At 49.0% G+C, this 17,284-nt stretch carries 17 protein-coding genes; all 17 read left to right on the forward strand.

Annotation, left to right across the window (positions count from 1 at the left end; all coding sequences use genetic code 11):
- The first annotated feature begins 19 nt into the window (after positions 1-19).
- On the forward strand, positions 20-1,069 hold the full coding sequence (gene rseP / locus Psch_RS01360) for an RIP metalloprotease RseP (RefSeq protein ID WP_190238899.1): 1,050 nt from the start codon (positions 20-22) through the stop codon (positions 1,067-1,069).
- Positions 1,070-1,165: 96 nt separating this feature from the next.
- A complete protein-coding gene (gene ispG / locus Psch_RS01365; RefSeq protein WP_190238900.1) occupies positions 1,166-2,215 on the forward strand; it encodes a flavodoxin-dependent (E)-4-hydroxy-3-methylbut-2-enyl-diphosphate synthase in 1,050 nt (349 codons plus the stop codon).
- A 128-nt stretch (positions 2,216-2,343) separates the two neighbouring features.
- Positions 2,344-4,056 carry a proline--tRNA ligase gene (locus Psch_RS01370; protein WP_190238901.1) on the forward strand — a complete coding sequence of 571 codons (1,713 nt, stop codon included), beginning with the start codon at positions 2,344-2,346 and terminating at the stop codon, positions 4,054-4,056.
- A gap of 90 nt (positions 4,057-4,146) precedes the next feature.
- Positions 4,147-5,244 carry an MGDG synthase family glycosyltransferase gene (locus Psch_RS01375; protein WP_190238902.1) on the forward strand — a complete coding sequence of 366 codons (1,098 nt, stop codon included), beginning with the start codon at positions 4,147-4,149 and terminating at the stop codon, positions 5,242-5,244.
- Between the two features lie 260 nt (positions 5,245-5,504).
- On the forward strand, positions 5,505-5,966 hold the full coding sequence (locus Psch_RS01380; protein WP_190238903.1) for a ribosome maturation factor RimP: 462 nt from the start codon (positions 5,505-5,507) through the stop codon (positions 5,964-5,966).
- A 21-nt stretch (positions 5,967-5,987) separates the two neighbouring features.
- On the forward strand, positions 5,988-7,070 hold the full coding sequence (gene nusA / locus Psch_RS01385; RefSeq protein ID WP_134217613.1) for a transcription termination factor NusA: 1,083 nt from the start codon (positions 5,988-5,990) through the stop codon (positions 7,068-7,070).
- Positions 7,071-7,082: 12 nt separating this feature from the next.
- Positions 7,083-7,349, forward strand: a complete 267-nt coding sequence (gene rnpM, locus Psch_RS01390) for an RNase P modulator RnpM (RefSeq protein WP_134217614.1) — start codon at positions 7,083-7,085, stop codon at positions 7,347-7,349.
- Positions 7,349-7,681, forward strand: a complete 333-nt coding sequence (locus Psch_RS01395) for a L7Ae/L30e/S12e/Gadd45 family ribosomal protein (protein WP_134217615.1) — start codon at positions 7,349-7,351, stop codon at positions 7,679-7,681. The genes rnpM and Psch_RS01395 overlap by 1 nt, the downstream gene beginning before the upstream one ends.
- Before the next feature lie 4 nt (positions 7,682-7,685).
- The gene (gene infB / locus Psch_RS01400) at positions 7,686-10,619 is read left to right on the forward strand and encodes a translation initiation factor IF-2 (protein ID WP_134217616.1); all 2,934 of its coding nucleotides are present in this window, start codon (positions 7,686-7,688) and stop codon (positions 10,617-10,619) included.
- A gap of 130 nt (positions 10,620-10,749) precedes the next feature.
- A complete protein-coding gene (gene rbfA, locus Psch_RS01405) occupies positions 10,750-11,109 on the forward strand; it encodes a 30S ribosome-binding factor RbfA (RefSeq protein WP_134217617.1) in 360 nt (119 codons plus the stop codon).
- Positions 11,102-12,076, forward strand: coding sequence for a DHH family phosphoesterase (locus tag Psch_RS01410; protein ID WP_190238904.1), 975 nt, complete (start codon positions 11,102-11,104; stop codon positions 12,074-12,076). The genes rbfA and Psch_RS01410 overlap by 8 nt, the downstream gene beginning before the upstream one ends.
- Entirely contained in the window at positions 12,076-13,020 is a 945-nt protein-coding gene (gene truB, locus Psch_RS01415) for a tRNA pseudouridine(55) synthase TruB (RefSeq protein WP_190238905.1), read from the forward strand. Before Psch_RS01410 ends, truB begins: the two co-directional genes overlap by 1 nt.
- A gap of 1 nt (position 13,021) precedes the next feature.
- Entirely contained in the window at positions 13,022-13,960 is a 939-nt protein-coding gene (locus Psch_RS01420; protein ID WP_190238906.1) for a bifunctional riboflavin kinase/FAD synthetase, read from the forward strand.
- A 112-nt stretch (positions 13,961-14,072) separates the two neighbouring features.
- Positions 14,073-14,300 carry a hypothetical protein gene (locus Psch_RS01425; RefSeq protein ID WP_190238907.1) on the forward strand — a complete coding sequence of 76 codons (228 nt, stop codon included), beginning with the start codon at positions 14,073-14,075 and terminating at the stop codon, positions 14,298-14,300.
- 5 nt (positions 14,301-14,305) lie between these two features.
- Positions 14,306-14,527, forward strand: a complete 222-nt coding sequence (locus Psch_RS01430) for a hypothetical protein (RefSeq protein ID WP_134217672.1) — start codon at positions 14,306-14,308, stop codon at positions 14,525-14,527.
- Positions 14,528-14,619: 92 nt separating this feature from the next.
- Entirely contained in the window at positions 14,620-14,889 is a 270-nt protein-coding gene (gene rpsO, locus Psch_RS01435; RefSeq protein ID WP_134217622.1) for a 30S ribosomal protein S15, read from the forward strand.
- Positions 14,890-15,036: 147 nt separating this feature from the next.
- Positions 15,037-17,232, forward strand: a complete 2,196-nt coding sequence (locus tag Psch_RS01440) for a polyribonucleotide nucleotidyltransferase (protein WP_134217623.1) — start codon at positions 15,037-15,039, stop codon at positions 17,230-17,232.
- The last annotated feature ends 52 nt before the right edge of the window (positions 17,233-17,284 follow it).

Here is a 17,284-nt window from a genome sequence, read left to right on the forward strand (position 1 = left end):
GAAATCCGGGGTGGTTAAAATGTTGACATTTGTAGCTTCAGTTTTTGTTTTTGGGCTATTGGTTTTTTTTCATGAGCTTGGACATTTTTTTGTCGCTAAAATGGTTGGCATCAAGGTGATTGAATTCAGCCTGGGGTTTGGTCCCAAAATAGCCGGGGCAACCTGGGGAGAAACCCAGTATAACGTGCGGTTGCTGCCCCTGGGTGGCTTTGTCCGCATGGCCGGCATGGAACCTAACGAGGAAATCGAAGAAGGCGATGAGCTGAGGGGGTTTAATAAGAAAACCATAGGTCAGCGAATTGCCGTTATATTTGCCGGACCCTTTATGAATTTTCTCTTGGCAGCGATGCTGTTAGCAATGATTTTTGCTTTTCAGGGCATTCCTGACGGGGTTGTAACTGTAGAAACCTTGCCCGATTCCCCTGCCATGCAAGGCGGGATAATGCCGGGTGATAAGATTTTGGCGATAAATGGTGAGCATATTGAGAACCAGGATGAACTGATTGGGCTGATTAGCGCCCGACCCAACCAGAATATCGAAATTACGGTACTGAGAAACAATGTGGAACAGCAATTGAATATCCGTACGACTGCTGATGAAAACGGCGCCGGCAAGATTGGTTTCATTGTGGGACCGGGGACACGTAAGCTTGGCCTAATCCAGTCGATTGGCCAGGGATTGGCGTGGACTGGCCGTGGTACCTTTATGATCCTTGATTTTGTTTCTAAAATGATTTTTGGTCAGGCTCCTGCCGATTTTGGGGGACCGGTGAGGGTTGTCTCTGAAATAGGTAAGGCCGCCGAGGTTGGGTTCTTTTTCCTGCTGCAGCTGGCTGCTTTTCTAAGTATCAACCTGGGCCTTTTTAACCTGTTTCCCATCCCGGCCCTTGACGGCAGCCGGATCCTGTTTTTGTTCTGGGAAAAACTAAGAGGGCGGCCGGTCGACCCGATGAAAGAAAATTTTATTCACCTGGTTGGATTTGGCCTGTTGCTCTTATTGATGGTGGTAATCACCTATAATGATATCCTTAGTATTTTTGTGGTTAATAACGTTCCAGGGCAAAATTAGCTCGTCACGGACGAACATGCTCATACAAATGCGTATCACACCCAGATTTTAAAGGCAAACGTGGTGTTGTTTTAGGATGGGTAAGGTGGGTAAGCGATGAACAGAAGAAAAAGCCGGCCGCTTATGGTTGGCGGAGTAATGGTTGGCGGTGGCGCTCCGGTGTCCGTTCAATCCATGACCAATACCGACACCAGGGATGCCGCCGCCACCACCGCCCAAATTAACAGGCTCGCCCTGGAGGGCTGCGAAATCATTCGCGTGGCGGTTCCCGACCACTGGGCGGCCGCTGCTCTACCCTTAATTATCCGCGGCATTGACATCCCTCTTATAGCCGACATCCATTTTGACTACCGGCTGGCTTTGATGGCTCTTGAAGCCGGAGCGCAGGGCTTAAGGATTAACCCGGGCAACATCGGGGGCCGGTCCAAAGTCGCAGAAGTCGCGGCAGCCGCGAGGGAGCGGGGAGTCCCGATCAGGATTGGAGTAAATGCAGGCTCTTTGGAAAAAAGTCTGTTAACCAAATATGGCGGAGTCACACCTGCCGCCATGGTTGAAAGCGCCATGGGGCACATACATATCCTGGAGGAATTGAACTATACGGATATCAAGGTATCCTTAAAGGCCTCCAGCATCCCGCTGATGGTTGAAGCCTACCGCAGCCTGGCCGGGAAAGTCGACTACCCTTTTCATATCGGGGTGACTGAGGCGGGTACGCTGGCCACCGGGACTGTTAAATCAGCGGTAGGAATTGGCATCCTATTAAGCGAAGGAATTGGTGACACCGTAAGGGTCTCGCTTACCGGACACCCGCTGCATGAAGTCAGAGTGGCCTATGATATTCTGAAAGCCCTGGGGCTGCGCCGCCGGGGTGTGGATTTGATCTCTTGTCCCACCTGCGGGCGCACCCAGGTTGACCTTATTAAACTGGCAGAGGAGACTGAAGCAAGGCTCAAAGTACTGGACAAGCCCATCAGGGTTGCCGTTATGGGCTGTGTGGTCAACGGTCCCGGTGAAGCAAGAGAAGCAGATGTGGGTATAGCCTGCGGCAAAGGGGAAGGACTCATCTTTAAAAAAGGCGTGGTTGTCAGGAAGGTCCCGGAAGAGAAGCTGCTGGAAGAACTCATGAAAGAAATCGAAACCCTATGAAGTTGTAAAGGACCCAAAGAAATACTTTCACAATATACGCCTTATGCCCTACGCCTTACGACCTATCGTAACCGCTTCTTGTTGATAAGTTATAGCAATAATTTATATTCATACCGGAGGTTTTTATCATGCGAGCTACAGAGTTATATGCGCCTACTTTACGGGAAGTCCCGGCCGAAGCCGAGGTGGTAAGCCACCAGCTCCTCCTGCGAGCAGGTTATATCAGGCGGACGGCAACGGGTGTATACACCTACCTGCCGCTGGGTATGCGCGTCCTTAAAAAAATCGAACAAATTGTTCGGGAAGAGATGGACCGCCAGGGTGGTCAGGAGATTATGATGCCCATAATCCAGCCTGCCGAACTTTGGCAGGAATCCGGCCGGTGGGACGTCTATGGCCCTGAGCTTTTCCGGCTTAAGGACAGGCATGAACGCGATTTTGCCCTTGGGCCAACGCATGAAGAAATCATTACCGCGCTGGTGCGTGGAGAAGTGAATTCATACAAGCAGATGCCGATCTTGTTATACCAGATTCAAAATAAGTACCGTGATGAACGGCGACCACGCTTTGGCCTGCTGCGAGGCCGGGAGTTTATCATGAAAGATCTTTATTCCTTCGACCGGGACGCGGACGGACTGGAGGTCAGCTACAGAAAAATGCACGTGGCGTATACCCGTGTTTTTAAACGCTGCGGTTTACGTTTCAGGCCGGTGGAGGCAGACTCGGGGGCTATTGGAGGCAGTGATACCCATGAGTTTATGGTCCTGGCCGATTCAGGAGAAGCAATTATACTTTACTGTGAAAATCCAGTTTGCGGTTACGCCGCCAACAATGAAAAGGCTTCCGTGCCGGTTGGTGAGATAACACCTGATGAGACACTCTACCCGCTAAACAGGGCTGAAACTCCCGGCTGCCGTACCGTCGAAGAAGTTGCACAGTTTTTACGTATTTCTCCTCAACAAATAATCAAGACGATTCTTTACGAGACTGAAAGAGAAGTCGCGGCCGCGCTTGTGCGGGGTGACCGCGAAATTAATGAAATAAAACTTTCGAATGCTCTGGGCTGCCTGCGGTTGGAACTGGCGGGACCAAAAACTGTCCAGCAGGTGACCGGCGCGGCGGTAGGCTTTGCCGGTCCGGTGGGGTTGAAGGGCTGTACCATTGTGGCCGACCCCGAGGTGATGGCTATGGTCAACGCTGTAACAGGTAGCAATACAAATGACATACACTGCCTTAACGTTAATCCAGGACGCGATTTTGAAGTTAATATGATAAAAGATATCCGTATGGTCCAGGCCGGTGAGCCATGTCCCCATTGCGGTTCTAAACTACTGGAAGCAAAGGGCATTGAAGTAGGGCAGATTTTCAAGCTGGGGGACAAGTACAGCAAGGTTTTAGGCGCAACCTACCTGGATGAAGGCGGCAAGAGCCTGCCGATTATCATGGGATGCTACGGGATAGGAGTTTCCCGTACCATGGCTGCTGCAATTGAACAGAACCACGATCAGAACGGCATTATTTGGCCGGTAGCCATCGCGCCTTTCCAGGTGGTCGTCATTCCAGTCAGCGCCAAGGACGAAACCCAGGTCGCGTTAGCCGAGGAACTGTATCACCGGTTATTAGAAGCCGGTGTTGAAACTGTAATAGATGACCGGCCCGAGCGTGCGGGTGTCAAGTTCAAGGATGCGGACCTGATTGGTTACCCGTTGCGCATAACCATAGGGGCCAAAGCTGTTTCTGAAAACCGTGTTGAAATACGGCCACGCAAAACGGGCGAGGTCACCCTGACGGCAACCCGGGACCTGGAAAAAACCGTACTGAAAATGCTCGCAGAACTATAATATAGTATAAAGATTCTTTGAAAATGGGTGGGCACTATCGGCAAGCTCAGGAAAGTACTTATTTTATCGGTATCGGTTGGCGCCGGTCACATGCGAACAGCCGAGGCCATTAAAAAAGCATGCGGCTCTCTTGCTCCGGAAGCTGAAGTTGTTATTTTGGATACGTTCCGCTATGCCAATCCCTTGCTCGAAAAGGTTGTCCTCGGCACTTATATGGAAATGCTTAAGATGACACCCGTATTATATGGTTATCTCTACCGCCGGTCGGAGCGGGGACAGCCTTTATCAGGCCGTGGGAAAGAGGAATTCAACAGGATCTTAAGCCTCCTGAGCGCGCCCAGGCTGATGGCATATATCAGGGATTTCGAACCGCAAATTATTGTTTGCACCCATCCTTTTCCACTTGGTATTATCTCGTATATGAAGAAAAGGGGAAAGTTCAACGGGCTGGCGGTTGCCACTATTACCGATTTTACCATTCACTCATTCTGGATTTTTCCGCATGTTGATACCTATATCGTAGGTTCAGAAGCTCTAATACCCCAGTGCGAGCAGTACGGCATAGAAAAAAAACGGATTAGGGCAACGGGCATACCAATTGACCCTGCCTTCAGCAAGCCTTACGATAAATATCGCTTGAGATTAGAACTCAATCTTGACCCCGACCTTACAACCATCCTGCTTGTGGGTGGCGGTTTAGGTATGGGACCACTCTTGTCTGCCGTAAAATCACTCGGCAGCGGCAATAACCGGCTTCAGCTGATCGTGGTCAGCGGCGCCAACAAGGTCCTTTATGAACGTTTAGCAAGAACTATCCCCAGTTTGTCGTGTGCAATTCGTCTTTACGGCTTTGTAGATAATATTCACCAATTGATGGCCGCATCGGATTTAATGGTTGGGAAGGCAGGCGGCTTAACATGCGCTGAAGCCCTGGCGCTGGGATTGCCAATGTTCATTGTTGATCCCCTGCCGGGACAAGAGGAAAGGAATACCGAATTTATTTGTTCAATGCAGGCAGGCGTTAAGGTTGAAGAAAAAGACCTGGCTGCAGTCATTACCAACTATTTGCACAAACAAAGCGATATCGCCAGTATGGCCAGCGCGGCTCTTGGCTTGGGGAAACCTGGAGCAGCCTACGACCTGGTTGATTATATGTCGCATGTAGTTCGTGATCTAAAAGTTATTTAGCTTTCTTAAAATTTGTAGTCAAGTTGTTTGGAGAAAGTTATTTTCCGCAGCTCTTTCCTTCCTTGTCGGTAGTTATGTCTATCATGCTCTTGTCAACAATTGTCTTTTGTGTTATAATAACTCTGGTTTGGGGCAAGGGGAGATTTGTGATTTTTCAAGGAGTGGGTAATACCCACTCTTTCGTCTTACATGGATATTGAATATAAGTTTAAATAAGTAACCAGAATTGCTTGCAGTAAAATATAATAGGAGGGCTCCTTTTGGCTAAGCAGAAAACAGCAGCTACAGTCGCGGCATTGATCCAGCCGGTATTTGAGGATGTTGAGTTGGAACTGGTAGATGTGACCTTTACAAAAGAACGCAACGGCTGGTACCTGCGTATTTTTATAGATAAACCCGGCGGAGTAGATATCGAGGACTGCCAGAACGTCTCCAGGGAAATAGAACTAATACTGGACGAAACGGATCCGATACCCCAGTCCTATATACTGGAAGTATCCTCGCCGGGGATCGAAAGACCTTTAAAAAAGCCTGCTGACTACGACCGTTTCAGTGGTAGTCTGGCTAATATCACTACATATGCGCCGCTTGAAGGCAAAAAGAATTTTCGTGGACGCCTTATAGGTCTTCGCGGCAGTGACGTGGTGCTGGCTGTTAACGGTTCGGAAATAATAATTCCGTTTGAACAGGTTGCAGGAGCGCACCTTGAAGTGGAATTTTAAACAGTTCAGGGAGGAAGAATTATGAACACCGAATTTTTAGAAGCCCTTAAAGAACTTGAGAAAGAAAAGGGCATTTCGGTTGATATTTTGCTGGAGGCCATTGAGGCAGCGTTGCTTTCAGCTTACAAGCGTAATTTTGGTTCCCTGCAAAATGCCCGTGTGCACATTGACCGCGAAACAGGCGACTTTAAAGTGTATACCCAACGTATGGTCACCGAGCACGTTGAAGACCCGCGGCAGGAAATAACGCTCGAAGAGGCTCAACAAATAAACCCCAATTACGACCAGGGAGATATTGTTGAAACAGAGGTTACCCCCAGAAACTTCGGACGGATTGCCGCCCAAACAGCCAAACAAGTGGTTGTACAGAGAATCCGGGAAGCCGAACGCAATATTATCTTCGAAGAATTTGCCAACCGCGAGGGTGACATTGTAACAGGGATCGTCCAAAGGATGGAACAAAAGAATGTATTTATCGAACTGGGGAAAACCGAGGCAATCCTGGCGCCTTCAGAACAGATGCCTGGAGAGGAGTATCGGCATGGGGAAAGGCTGAAGACCTATATTATTGAAGTCAGAAAGACCACCAAGGGTCCCCAAATTCTTGTTTCCCGGACTCACCCCGGTCTTTTAAAAAGGCTTTTTGAACTGGAGGTTCCTGAACTGCATGAGGGTGTCGTGGAACTTAAAGGCATCGCCCGTGAAGCAGGCGCCCGTTCAAAAATAGCGGTTTACTCCAAAGATGAAAATATCGATCCGGTTGGTTCCTGCGTCGGACCAAAAGGAATGAGGGTCCAAAACATTGTCAACGAACTTAACGGAGAAAAAATTGATATCATCAAATGGAATCCCGACCCGTCCAAATTTGTAGCGAGTTCACTAAGCCCGGCCAAGGTTGTTGCTGTAGAGATATGGGAGGAAGAGAAAATTGCGAGAGTGATTGTGCCCGACTACCAGCTTTCCCTGGCCATTGGTAAAGAGGGACAAAACGCACGTCTGGCAGCTAAGCTTACCGGTTGGAAAATAGATATCAAGAGTGAGACGCAGATGCGGGAAATTTACCCTGATGAATATGGAGAACTGTTTGAAGAGGAAGATGAATAGGGGGTTGGCCAGGTGCCCAGGGTGAAAAAGATTCCCCAGCGCATGTGTGTCGGGTGCCATGAGATGAGGGCCAAAAAAGAACTAATCCGTGTAGTGCGGACGCCCGACGATAAAATTGAGATCGACCCGACCGGAAAACTTTCCGGCCGCGGCGCCTATATCTGCCCGCAAATTGAATGTCTGCAAAAAGCTATCAAGGGTAAACGTCTGGATAAAGCCCTGCAGCGCACAATAACACAGGATATTTTGGAAGTACTGAAGCAGGGGTTGGTAAAATAATGACGGTAGAAAGGTTAATCAGTTTGGGGCAGCGGGCTGGAAAACTTGCTTCGGGAGCTTTTGCGGTAAAAAGCAATCTTAACAGAGGAAAGGCAAGGCTGTTATTGATAGCGAATGATACGGCGACACAGTCGTTTCAAGAGTTGAGCGGGTTGGCGGCTGCAAGAGGTGTTCCTGTACTATATTATGGCTCGAAGGATGATCTTGGCAGACTAATCGGTAAGTCGCCGCGTACAGCGCTGGCTATTACAGATGAGCATATGGCCAAAGGGATTCTTGAAGCTTTCGAAAGGGGAGAGGCCAACCGAACAGAGCAAAAAACCTGGAGGTGATTATATGGTAAAAAAACGCGTACACGAACTTGCCAAGGAACTTAACATAGAAAGTAAAGAGATTATTAAGAAACTTAGCCAAATGGGTATTGAAGTCAAGTCCCATATGAGTACCATTGAGGACAAGGATGTTGGTGAAATCCTGCGACAATACCGCAAGGCTGGCCAGGCCGATGAAAAGAAGGTTTCCGAAAGGACTTCAAAAGTCTCTGAAACCAGAGGCGCGCCAAACGCGGCAGCGCCAACCGCCAGGGAATCCAAGGGTGATCTCAGAAGAGATAAAGAAAAGAATGCTTTGGATGCTAAAAAAACCGATAAGAACCGGGGTACACAGTCCGGCTCCAGACACAGGACTGATTATAATAGAGGACCCGGGCTGGTAGACCGCGTCCCTTCACGCCCACCGGACCGGCGCTTTCAGGAAAAACCGCCTGAAAAACAAGCACGACCCTGGGGGGCCCCTAAAGTTGAGCAGCAGACTAAACCTAAAATGGTTGAAAGCCCGCCGGAGCGCCCGAAATTTGATAAACCTCAACAGGATCGCCCCTTGCAGGAAAAAAGGCAGTTAGAGCGGCCACTTGCGGAACAACCGGCCATGCCCAAACCAACGCAGGGACGTACCGGCCAAACCAGGCCGCAAGGTGAACATGCTAGACCGGATCGTCCTTTCCATGAAAGAGGCCAGGGACAGACCAAGCCTCAACCCCAAGGAAGAACACCGGGCACGGCGCCACAACAGGGGCCAACTCCGCGCTACCCGCGGCAGGGAGGTCCAGGTAGACCCCAGGATCAGAGATCGGCCGGAGGATTCAGACCGGGAGGTGGTCCGGCAGTAACCGGTGCGAGAGTTGGCGAACGTGGAGCAGCCCCGATGGGGCCATCTGATAGAAGGGTGTTTGATCGCGGGCCAGGTACAGCTGCGAAACCAAGGACGGACCAGCAGGCAATCAGGCCGATGGCTAGACCGGACGATAAAGGCAGGCCGGCCTTGCTGCAAACAAAAACTCCCGATAAACAGAAGCCGGTATCCAAACCCGGCGCCCAGAAGACAGCAAAGGGCCGCTATGAAAAACGCAGCGCCATCGCGGAACATGCTGAAGGAAAACTACGTCACAGAACGGGCCCGCGTAAGAAAGGACCGGCCAAATCACACGAAATAAAGCCGCTTCAGCCGGTGGAGAAAAAGCCGGTTATACTTGGCGAATCTACCACGGTACAGGAACTGTCCTTGAAAATGCATAAAGGGCCGGCTGAATTGATTAAGAAGTTGCTCAGTATGGGTGTAATGGTTACCATTAACCAGGAAATCGACACCGATACTGCTTTGATTTTGGCTGAGGAATATGGTTATGAGGTAGAGATAAAACTACCGGTTGACCTTGAAGCGCAGCTGATGCAAGAACCTGAAGAAGACAGCGCTCTTCTACAGACCAGGCCTTGTGTGGTAACGGTGATGGGCCATGTGGACCATGGCAAAACCTCTTTACTGGACGCGATCCGGGAGACGAATGTGACCGCCACCGAGGCAGGTGGAATTACCCAGCACATCGGGGCTTACCAGGTAGAACACAATGGTAAAAAGATTACTTTTGTGGACACCCCGGGTCACGAAGCCTTTACCGCAATGCGCGCGCGGGGAGCGCAGGTCACCGACATTGCCATACTTGTTGTGGCAGCGGATGACGGCGTCATGCCGCAAACCATTGAGGCAATCAACCATTCTAAAGATGCCAAAGTCCCTATTATTGTTGCTATCAATAAAATTGACAAACCCGGCGCCAACCCTGATCGGGTCAAGCAGGAACTAACCGAGCACGGCCTGGTGGCAGAGGAATGGGGCGGGGATACCATCTGCGTCAATGTTTCGGCAATTAAAAGGGAAGGCTTAACAGATCTTCTCGAAATGATCCTGCTGGTGGCTGAAGTCAGCGAACTCAAGGCCAACCAGAACCGACCTGCCAGAGGTACGGTTATTGAGGCGGAACTGGACAAGGCGCGCGGACCAGTTGCCAACGTACTGGTCCAAAACGGTTCCTTGAACATTGGTGATACGATTATTGCCGGAGCTGCTTTGGGCCGGGTCCGGGCGATGATGGACGATAAAGGCCGCCGCATTAAAAAAGCCGGGCCGTCTACTCCGGTAGAAGTCATTGGCTTTTCAGATGTTCCGCTGGCAGGAGACATATTCATGGCGGTTGAGGATGAAAAGCTGGCCAGGACTATTGTCGCTCGCAGGCAAACTAAGAAGCGGGAGGAAGAACTCAAAACAACCACCCGTGTATCTCTGGAAGACCTGTTCAAGCATATCCAGGAAGGACAGATCAAAGAACTGGGGATTATTGTCAAAGCCGATGTGCAGGGATCGGTTGAGGCGCTGCGCCAGGCCTTGGAACGCCTCAACACCGGAGAGGTAAAGGTAAATATCATTCATGGCGGCGTGGGAGCTATTAGTGAGACTGACATCATGTTTGCCTCAGCCTCTAATGCCATCATAATAGGTTTTAACGTCCGTCCCGATGTCAACGCCAGAAAGGCTGCCGAAAGCGAAAAGGTAGATGTGCGTCTCTACCGGGTTATTTATGACGCTATTGAAGACGTAAAGGCGGCAATGAGCGGATTGCTTGATCCGGAATACAAGGAGGTAATGCTTGGAAGGGCCGAGATACGCAAGATTTTCAGGGCCTCCAAAATAGGTACTATTGCCGGGTGCTATGTCCTTGAAGGCAAACTTGAAAGAGACGCCGGGGTAAGGGTAGTTCGTGACGGGATCGTAGTGCATGAAGGAAAGCTTGATTCTCTGAAACGTTTTAAGGACGACGTTAAGGAAGTCGTCCAGGGCTATGAGTGTGGCCTGGCTTTGGAGAAATTCAATGAAATTAAAGAAGGGGACATTATCGAGGCATTTTCCATTGAAGCAATTAAGCGTGAGCTTTCCTAGCCCATGCTGGAAATTGGAAAGAAATAATGCTTTTTTAAATTAGTCTTGGGGAAATATATATTTAGCAACGGGATTTCTTGAGGTTCATATATTCCACTTCCGCATCAAACTGAAGGTGGTGTTTGCGGTTATGTCCTTTCGTCCTGAGCGGTTGGCAGAGGCTATAAAAAAAGAAGTATCTGAACTGTTAACAGAAGAGTTAAAAGATCCAAGGATTGGCTTTGTTTCCATCACCTCAGTCGAAGTATCCAAAGACCTTCGTTATGCAAATATTTACATCAGTGTTTTTGGCGAGACGGCTAAGCGGAAAGCTTCTCTTGAAGCGCTTCAAAAAGCCCATGGTTTTATACGGGGGGAATTGGCTAAAAGAATCCGCCTGCGCTATATGCCGGAGATTACCTTTAAACTTGATGAATCTATAGAGAGAGGCTCAAGGCTGATAGCGCTGATGAATGAAGTCAAGGACAAGGACGCTGGGCAATATGACTAATCTGTACGATATAGCTGCTGCCATTAGGCGTTCCGAGAGTATATTGATTTGCGGCCATATTATGCCGGATGGGGACTGCCTGGGTTCAGTTTTAGCGCTCGGCTTGAGCCTGGAGGCTATGGGCAAGAAAGTGGTCATGGCCGGACCAGACCCCATCCCGGCTATATATGAATTTTTGCCAGGTGTTGAACGTTTTAAGACAGGCGCGACGCCGGATGGCGTTTATGATACATTCATCATTCTGGACTGCTCGGTACCCGAGCGGCTTGGCAGGGACTACCAGGATCTTTTAACAAGCAAAAAGGTCATTATAAATATTGACCACCATGCCGGTCCTGGTATCTTGGGGACGTATTGCTACATTGACACGGCGGCTGCAGCCGTCGGGGAAATAATTTTTGACCTGCTAAAGCTTATGCAGGTAAGTATTCCTGTTGAAACAGCCATAAACCTTTATACTGCAATTGTAACGGATACAGGTTCCTTTCAATACGATAACGTTACTCCCGGTACCCACCGCCGCATAGCGGAACTGCTCGAATTCGGCGCTCCAGGAGCCCAAATTAATATACTATTACATGAAGAAAAGCCAAAGGCTGCCCTGGTTTTATTGAGGGAAGCATTACATACACTGACAATGTCCCCCTGCGGAAAAGTATGCTGGATGACGGTTACATTGGAAATGCTAAAAAATACCGGCGCCCTGGATGAACATACGGAAGGACTGGTTAACTACTGCAGGTCGATCAGAGGGGTTGAGGTTGGACTTCTTTTCCGAGAAATTTTGGAGGGTACGTATAAAGTTAGCTTGCGCTCCAAAAATATTGTGGATGTAAACATGCTGGCTGTTCAATTCGGAGGTGGCGGTCACGCAAAAGCGGCCGGATGTATTTTACAGGGCGCCCTTAGGGAGGTTCAGGATAAGGTAACGAGGGAAGCTGTATTAGCAACCGGGGGAACAGCCTAATGAACGGTATTATAAACTTTCTCAAACCACCTGGCATGACTTCCCACGATGTGATTAATTTTGTGCGACGTACAACTGGTATAAAAAAAGTGGGGCATACTGGAACGCTGGACCCTGGCGCGGCTGGAGTCCTGGTTGTTTGTATGGGGCAGGCCACCCGCCTGTCACAGTTTCTGATAGATGATACTAAGGAATACCGTGCTGAAATAACCTTTGGGCTTGCTACGTCAACCGGCGATTCTTTTGGCCAGGTAACCGCGCAAGGTAACGCGGCAGGACTTACCGAGAAGACCGTCCGCGACTCTTTAACTGTTTTTACCGGAGAGATCAGCCAGATCCCGCCAATGACTTCCGCCATTAAGCAACAGGGGAAAAAGCTTTACCAATTAGCCAGGGATGGAATTGTGGTAGACCGCCCGGCCCGCAAGGTTACTATTTATTCACTGGAGTATATATGGGGAACCGGGTGGGGCAGCACGCGCCCAAGAGCTTTGCTGCACCTGCGCTGCTCAAAGGGGACCTATGTCCGGACTTTATGTGAGGACCTGGGCAGCTACTTGGGTTGTGGAGCTCACATGTCATTTCTGGTGCGTACCAGGGCCGGAATTTTTAATATATCCGATTCAGCGACACTGGAAGAAATTAAGGCTGCGGCAATTGAGTGCAAACTTATGGACAAAGTCATACCTATGGAAAAGGCGCTTTTTGGCTTACCCGTAGTAACAGTAAAAAACGGAGCCGCTACTGCGGTCGCATCAGGTTCAAAGTTATATCAGCCGGGAGTTTACCAAATGCCGGAAAATTTGTCTGAAGGGGATTTGGTACAGCTGGTAGGACCGGAGGGACTTTTGGCGGTGGCTGAAACCATCTTGGACCCTGAATATCAGGACAGGCTGGTTTTTAAACCAGTCTGCGTCTTGCAAGCCCAAGCAGGGGGGAATTAAATTGCAACTATATCATCACTGGCAAGGAATTAAGGAAAAGCATAACAAAATCGTAGTCGGCCTGGGTAACTTTGACGGTTTACATATTGGCCACCAGAAATTGATTGCCGATCTGGTGGCTTTGGCCAGGAAGGTTGGAGGAACACCTGCCGTATTCACTTTTCATCCTCATCCTCTGGCCATACTAAAGCCTGAAAAAAGTCCACTCCTCCTGTTATCCCAGAAAGCCAAGCAAAATTTCTTTGCCAAACTTGGAGTCGAAGTACTTCTTCAGATACCTTTTGATCGGGATTTTGCAAGTATGTCGCCGGAAGACTTTGTGAAAAATGTCCTTCATGAAGAAATGGGCGCCTGTGGCGTTGTAATCGGATATAATTACACCTTTGGCCGTTACGGTCGAGGAACGCCGGCATTACTGGAAGAATTGTCGGCTGTCTACGGGTTTGAGCTCAGAGTGATACCTCCCATTGCGATTGAAGGGCAACCTGTCAGCAGCACCCTGATCAGAGGTCTGCTGGTCAGAGGTGAAGTGACCGAAGCTGCAAAATACCTGGGATACTATCCTTTTGTAGAAGGAGAAGTAGTAACCGGTGAGCAGCGTGGCCGGAACATCCTTGGCTTTCCTACGGCAAATCTGAATATAGATCAGACCTTGTTGGTTCCAGCAAATGGTGTCTATTTAACAAAGGTACATATTGACGGAGAATCTTATTTCGGAGTTGCAAATATTGGTGTTAAACCTACTTTTAATACTAATAACAGGAATATCGAGGTACACTTACTGGATTTTTATAAAGATCTTTATGGCATTCACATAAAAGTAAGTTTTACCAGGAGATTAAGAAAAGAAAAAAAATTTGCATCACCCTCAGAACTGGTAAAACAAATTGAAATAGACATATTAGAAGCCAGAGCGGAAAGCTTGAAAATCAAAGAATAAAAGGTGTGTGGTCTAAATATAATTTTGAGAGGGCGGCGTTTACATGCACACCAGATTGTGCTACAATTAACGCGTTAAACGTCCCGGATCATAACAAAAGGAGACGTTAACCGTGGGGATTCCTAAGTTCGACCCTCCAGAAGAAGAAATAAAAAAATTGCTCAGTCATATCGCCATGATTTGTTTGAGCGAAGAGTTTCAATCTCTCAAACTGGAATTGGAAACTATCTACAACCAGTCGAATGTAGAGAATGTTCGGTTAACGGCCTTTCAGGATGCTCTTTATGCCTTCCTGGCCCAGGAAGAAGATGAACAGTCTTATCAGTCTCATGTCTATTGATCCAGATGAAGGTAATCATTACCGAACACGCCCGGAAGCGATTAAGAGACATCAGACAGGACAAGATTACGGTTGCCGATATCGTGAACGCGGCCGGTGGATTACCTGGACGCATACCGACAGCCACCCGCTTTCGGGGTTTCTTTGCCAAGTCGGGCCGTGTTTTCGATATAGTTGCCAAGGACATTCCGGGAGGACGACTTGTAATAACAATTATTGGGAAATAAAACCCATTAAAATTGAACTGTTGGCTAGGGAACTCGTTCTCCGGCGGTTAACTTGGCCAACAGCGATTGAAGAGAAAAAGGAGGTGAACGGCATGGCCTTGACTAGCGACCATAAGCAAAGTGTGATCACCAAATACAAGTTACACGAGAATGATACAGGTTCCCCAGAGGTGCAGGTGGCGGTTTTGACTGAGAAGATCAACGTCCTTACAGAACACCTTAAAATCCACAAGGGCGACCACCACTCCAGGCGGGGACTATTGAAAATGGTTGGTCAAAGAAGGGCTCTGCTCAATTATTTGAAAGACCGTCACTTTGACCGGTATCGTTCATTAATTGAGAAGCTCGGTTTAAGGAAATAGATGTTGTTAAGGAAGCGGGTCCACCCGCTTCTTCTGATTTCAGGACCAGGTGTTATTTTTATCCTAAGAGAAGGAAATAATATTAAAAATGTCGAATAGCATTATTTTGTAAATATTTTCTTATTGCACAGGAGGTATATCCCATTAATGTCAGATTACCCGGTTTTAACAATGGAATTAAACATAGGTGGACGACCTATGACCCTGGAGACAGGAAAGCTGGCGAAGCAAGCAGGCGGGGCTGTTTTTGTCCGGTATGGTGAAACTGCCGTCCTTGTTACAGCGACGATGGCGCGTAATATCAGGACCGGTATAGACTTTTTCCCCTTGACGGTCGACTATGAGGAAAGATTTTACGCTGTAGGCAAAATCCCCGGAGGCTTTATTAAGAGGGAAGCCCGCCCCAGCGAGAAGGCCATACTTTCAGGCAGGTTGATTGACAGGCCGATTCGGCCGCTTTTCCCAAAACAACTCAGAAACGAGGTGCAGGTGATTGCCACGGTCATGTCGGTCGATCAGGACCACGCTCCGGAGATAGCAGCCATGATCGGCGCTTCAGCGGCCCTGCATATTTCTGAAATACCCTTGAAATACCCAATCGGTGGTGTTATTGTCGGCCGGGTCAACGGGGAGCTGGTAATTAATCCTGTCCTTGCGCAAGCCGAGCAGAGCGACCTGCACCTCGTCGTAGCGGGAACAAAAGACGCGGTCATGATGGTGGAAGCCGGAGCTAAAGAAATACCCGAAAAGATTATGCTCGATGCTATCGCTTACGGCCATAGCGCTGTCAGGGATATCGTTGATTTTATTGAAAGTTACCGCGAGGCAGCATTAGCAAAAGGACTGGCCAAAGCAAAAATATTACCGGAAATCACCGAGCCGGCGCCAGAATTGGTGGATATTGTTACCCGGTCGGCCACTCCCAAAATTGAGGGAGCGCTCATTCGCTGCAGCAGCGAAAAACTCTCCAAGCTTACCAGGGATAATTTCCTGGACGAAATTAAAGCTGAATTGGTGGAGCAGTTTCTGGAACAATTTCCGGAGCAGGAAAACGATATAAAAGAATTGCTGGAATCAATAGAAAAACAATTGGTGCGCAGGATGATCGTAACCAAGGGAATAAGGATCGACGGGCGGGCCCTCAACGAGGTACGGCCCATAACGGTTGAGGTAGGCATACTTCCGCGGGCGCATGGATCAGGCCTTTTTACGAGGGGACAAACCCAGATCCTTTCATCGGCGACCCTGGGGACAATATCGGAGGAACAGATTCTTGACGGCCTGGGTGTTGAAGAGTCAAAAAGGTTTATCCACCACTACAACTTCCCACCTTTTAGCGTAGGTGAAACCAGGCCGATGCGGTCACCGGGACGCCGGGAGATAGGACACGGGGCTTTGGCGGAACGGGCGTTGTCGGCAGTGATCCCTGATGAGGGCGCTTTCCCCTATACGATCAGGCTTGTTTCTGAAGCGCTTGAATCAAATGGCTCAACTTCCATGGGGAGTGTGTGCGGCAGCTGTCTGGCCCTGATGGACGCCGGTGTTCCGATTAGCGCCCCGGTTTCAGGTGTCGCCATGGGTTTAATTAAGGAAGACGACCAGCTTACAGTCCTGACTGATATTCAGGGCTTTGAAGATCACCTGGGTGATATGGATTTTAAAGTAGCCGGAACAGTAAAAGGAATTACCGCGCTGCAGATGGATATTAAAATTGCCGGGATCAGCCAGGAGGTATTTGAACAAGCGCTGGCCCAGGCTCATGAGGGCCGCATGCATATATTGCAGAAAATGCTGGATGTACTCCCCGCCTCCAGACCTGAGTTGTCTCCCCACGCTCCACGTATTATCCACACTACTATTGACCCGGAAAAAATAAGGGATGTGATTGGTCCAGGCGGTAAGATAATCAAGAAGATCATCGAGGAAACCGGAGCTGATATAGATATAGAGGATGACGGCAGAGTATTTATTGCCGCTGTGGATCAGGAAAAAGGCAAGAGGGCGCTGGAGATTATTGAAAGCCTGACCAAGGAAGTGCAGGCCGGGGAAATATACAACGGCAGGGTAGTCAAAATAATGGACTTCGGCTGCTTTGTAGAAGTCATACCCGGTGTATTGGGACTGACCGGCAAAGAAGGCCTCGTTCATATTTCTCAACTTGCTCACCATAGGGTTAACAAAGTGGAGGACGTTGTTAAAGAAGGAGATATGATCCTGGTCAAGGTTATCGGCTACGACAACCAGGGCCGCCTGAAGCTCTCCAAAAAAGATGCCATGCCGGCGCCCGAGGGGGGCGAGGAGAAAAACGATCGGCAGAACCGGTCGTCCAGACGCAGAGAATAACATCCCAATGCCGTCTCAAAAACCCTTATGATATTAGAAAACCTCACTTAAG

Origin of the sequence: Pelotomaculum schinkii (assembly GCF_004369205.1) — a bacterium.
Taxonomy (GTDB): Bacteria; Bacillota; Desulfotomaculia; order Desulfotomaculales; family Pelotomaculaceae; genus Pelotomaculum_C; species Pelotomaculum_C schinkii.

What these genes read in the sequence shown, in the direction of transcription:
- rseP (WP_190238899.1), top strand. Translation starts at nt 20, where the DNA reads ATGTTGACATTTGTAGCTTCAGTTTTTGTTTTTGGGCTATTGGTTTTT.
- ispG (WP_190238900.1), top strand. Translation starts at nt 1,166, where the DNA reads ATGAACAGAAGAAAAAGCCGGCCGCTTATGGTTGGCGGAGTAATGGTT.
- Psch_RS01370 (WP_190238901.1), top strand. Translation starts at nt 2,344, where the DNA reads ATGCGAGCTACAGAGTTATATGCGCCTACTTTACGGGAAGTCCCGGCC.
- Psch_RS01375 (WP_190238902.1), top strand. Translation starts at nt 4,147, where the DNA reads ATGCGAACAGCCGAGGCCATTAAAAAAGCATGCGGCTCTCTTGCTCCG.
- nusA (WP_134217613.1), top strand. Translation starts at nt 5,988, where the DNA reads ATGAACACCGAATTTTTAGAAGCCCTTAAAGAACTTGAGAAAGAAAAG.
- Psch_RS01395 (WP_134217615.1), top strand. Translation starts at nt 7,349, where the DNA reads ATGACGGTAGAAAGGTTAATCAGTTTGGGGCAGCGGGCTGGAAAACTT.
- infB (WP_134217616.1), top strand. Translation starts at nt 7,686, where the DNA reads ATGGTAAAAAAACGCGTACACGAACTTGCCAAGGAACTTAACATAGAA.
- rbfA (WP_134217617.1), top strand. Translation starts at nt 10,750, where the DNA reads ATGTCCTTTCGTCCTGAGCGGTTGGCAGAGGCTATAAAAAAAGAAGTA.
- Psch_RS01410 (WP_190238904.1), top strand. Translation starts at nt 11,102, where the DNA reads ATGACTAATCTGTACGATATAGCTGCTGCCATTAGGCGTTCCGAGAGT.
- truB (WP_190238905.1), top strand. Translation starts at nt 12,076, where the DNA reads ATGAACGGTATTATAAACTTTCTCAAACCACCTGGCATGACTTCCCAC.
- Psch_RS01430 (WP_134217672.1), top strand. Translation starts at nt 14,306, where the DNA reads ATGAAGGTAATCATTACCGAACACGCCCGGAAGCGATTAAGAGACATC.
- rpsO (WP_134217622.1), top strand. Translation starts at nt 14,620, where the DNA reads ATGGCCTTGACTAGCGACCATAAGCAAAGTGTGATCACCAAATACAAG.
- Psch_RS01440 (WP_134217623.1), top strand. Translation starts at nt 15,037, where the DNA reads ATGTCAGATTACCCGGTTTTAACAATGGAATTAAACATAGGTGGACGA.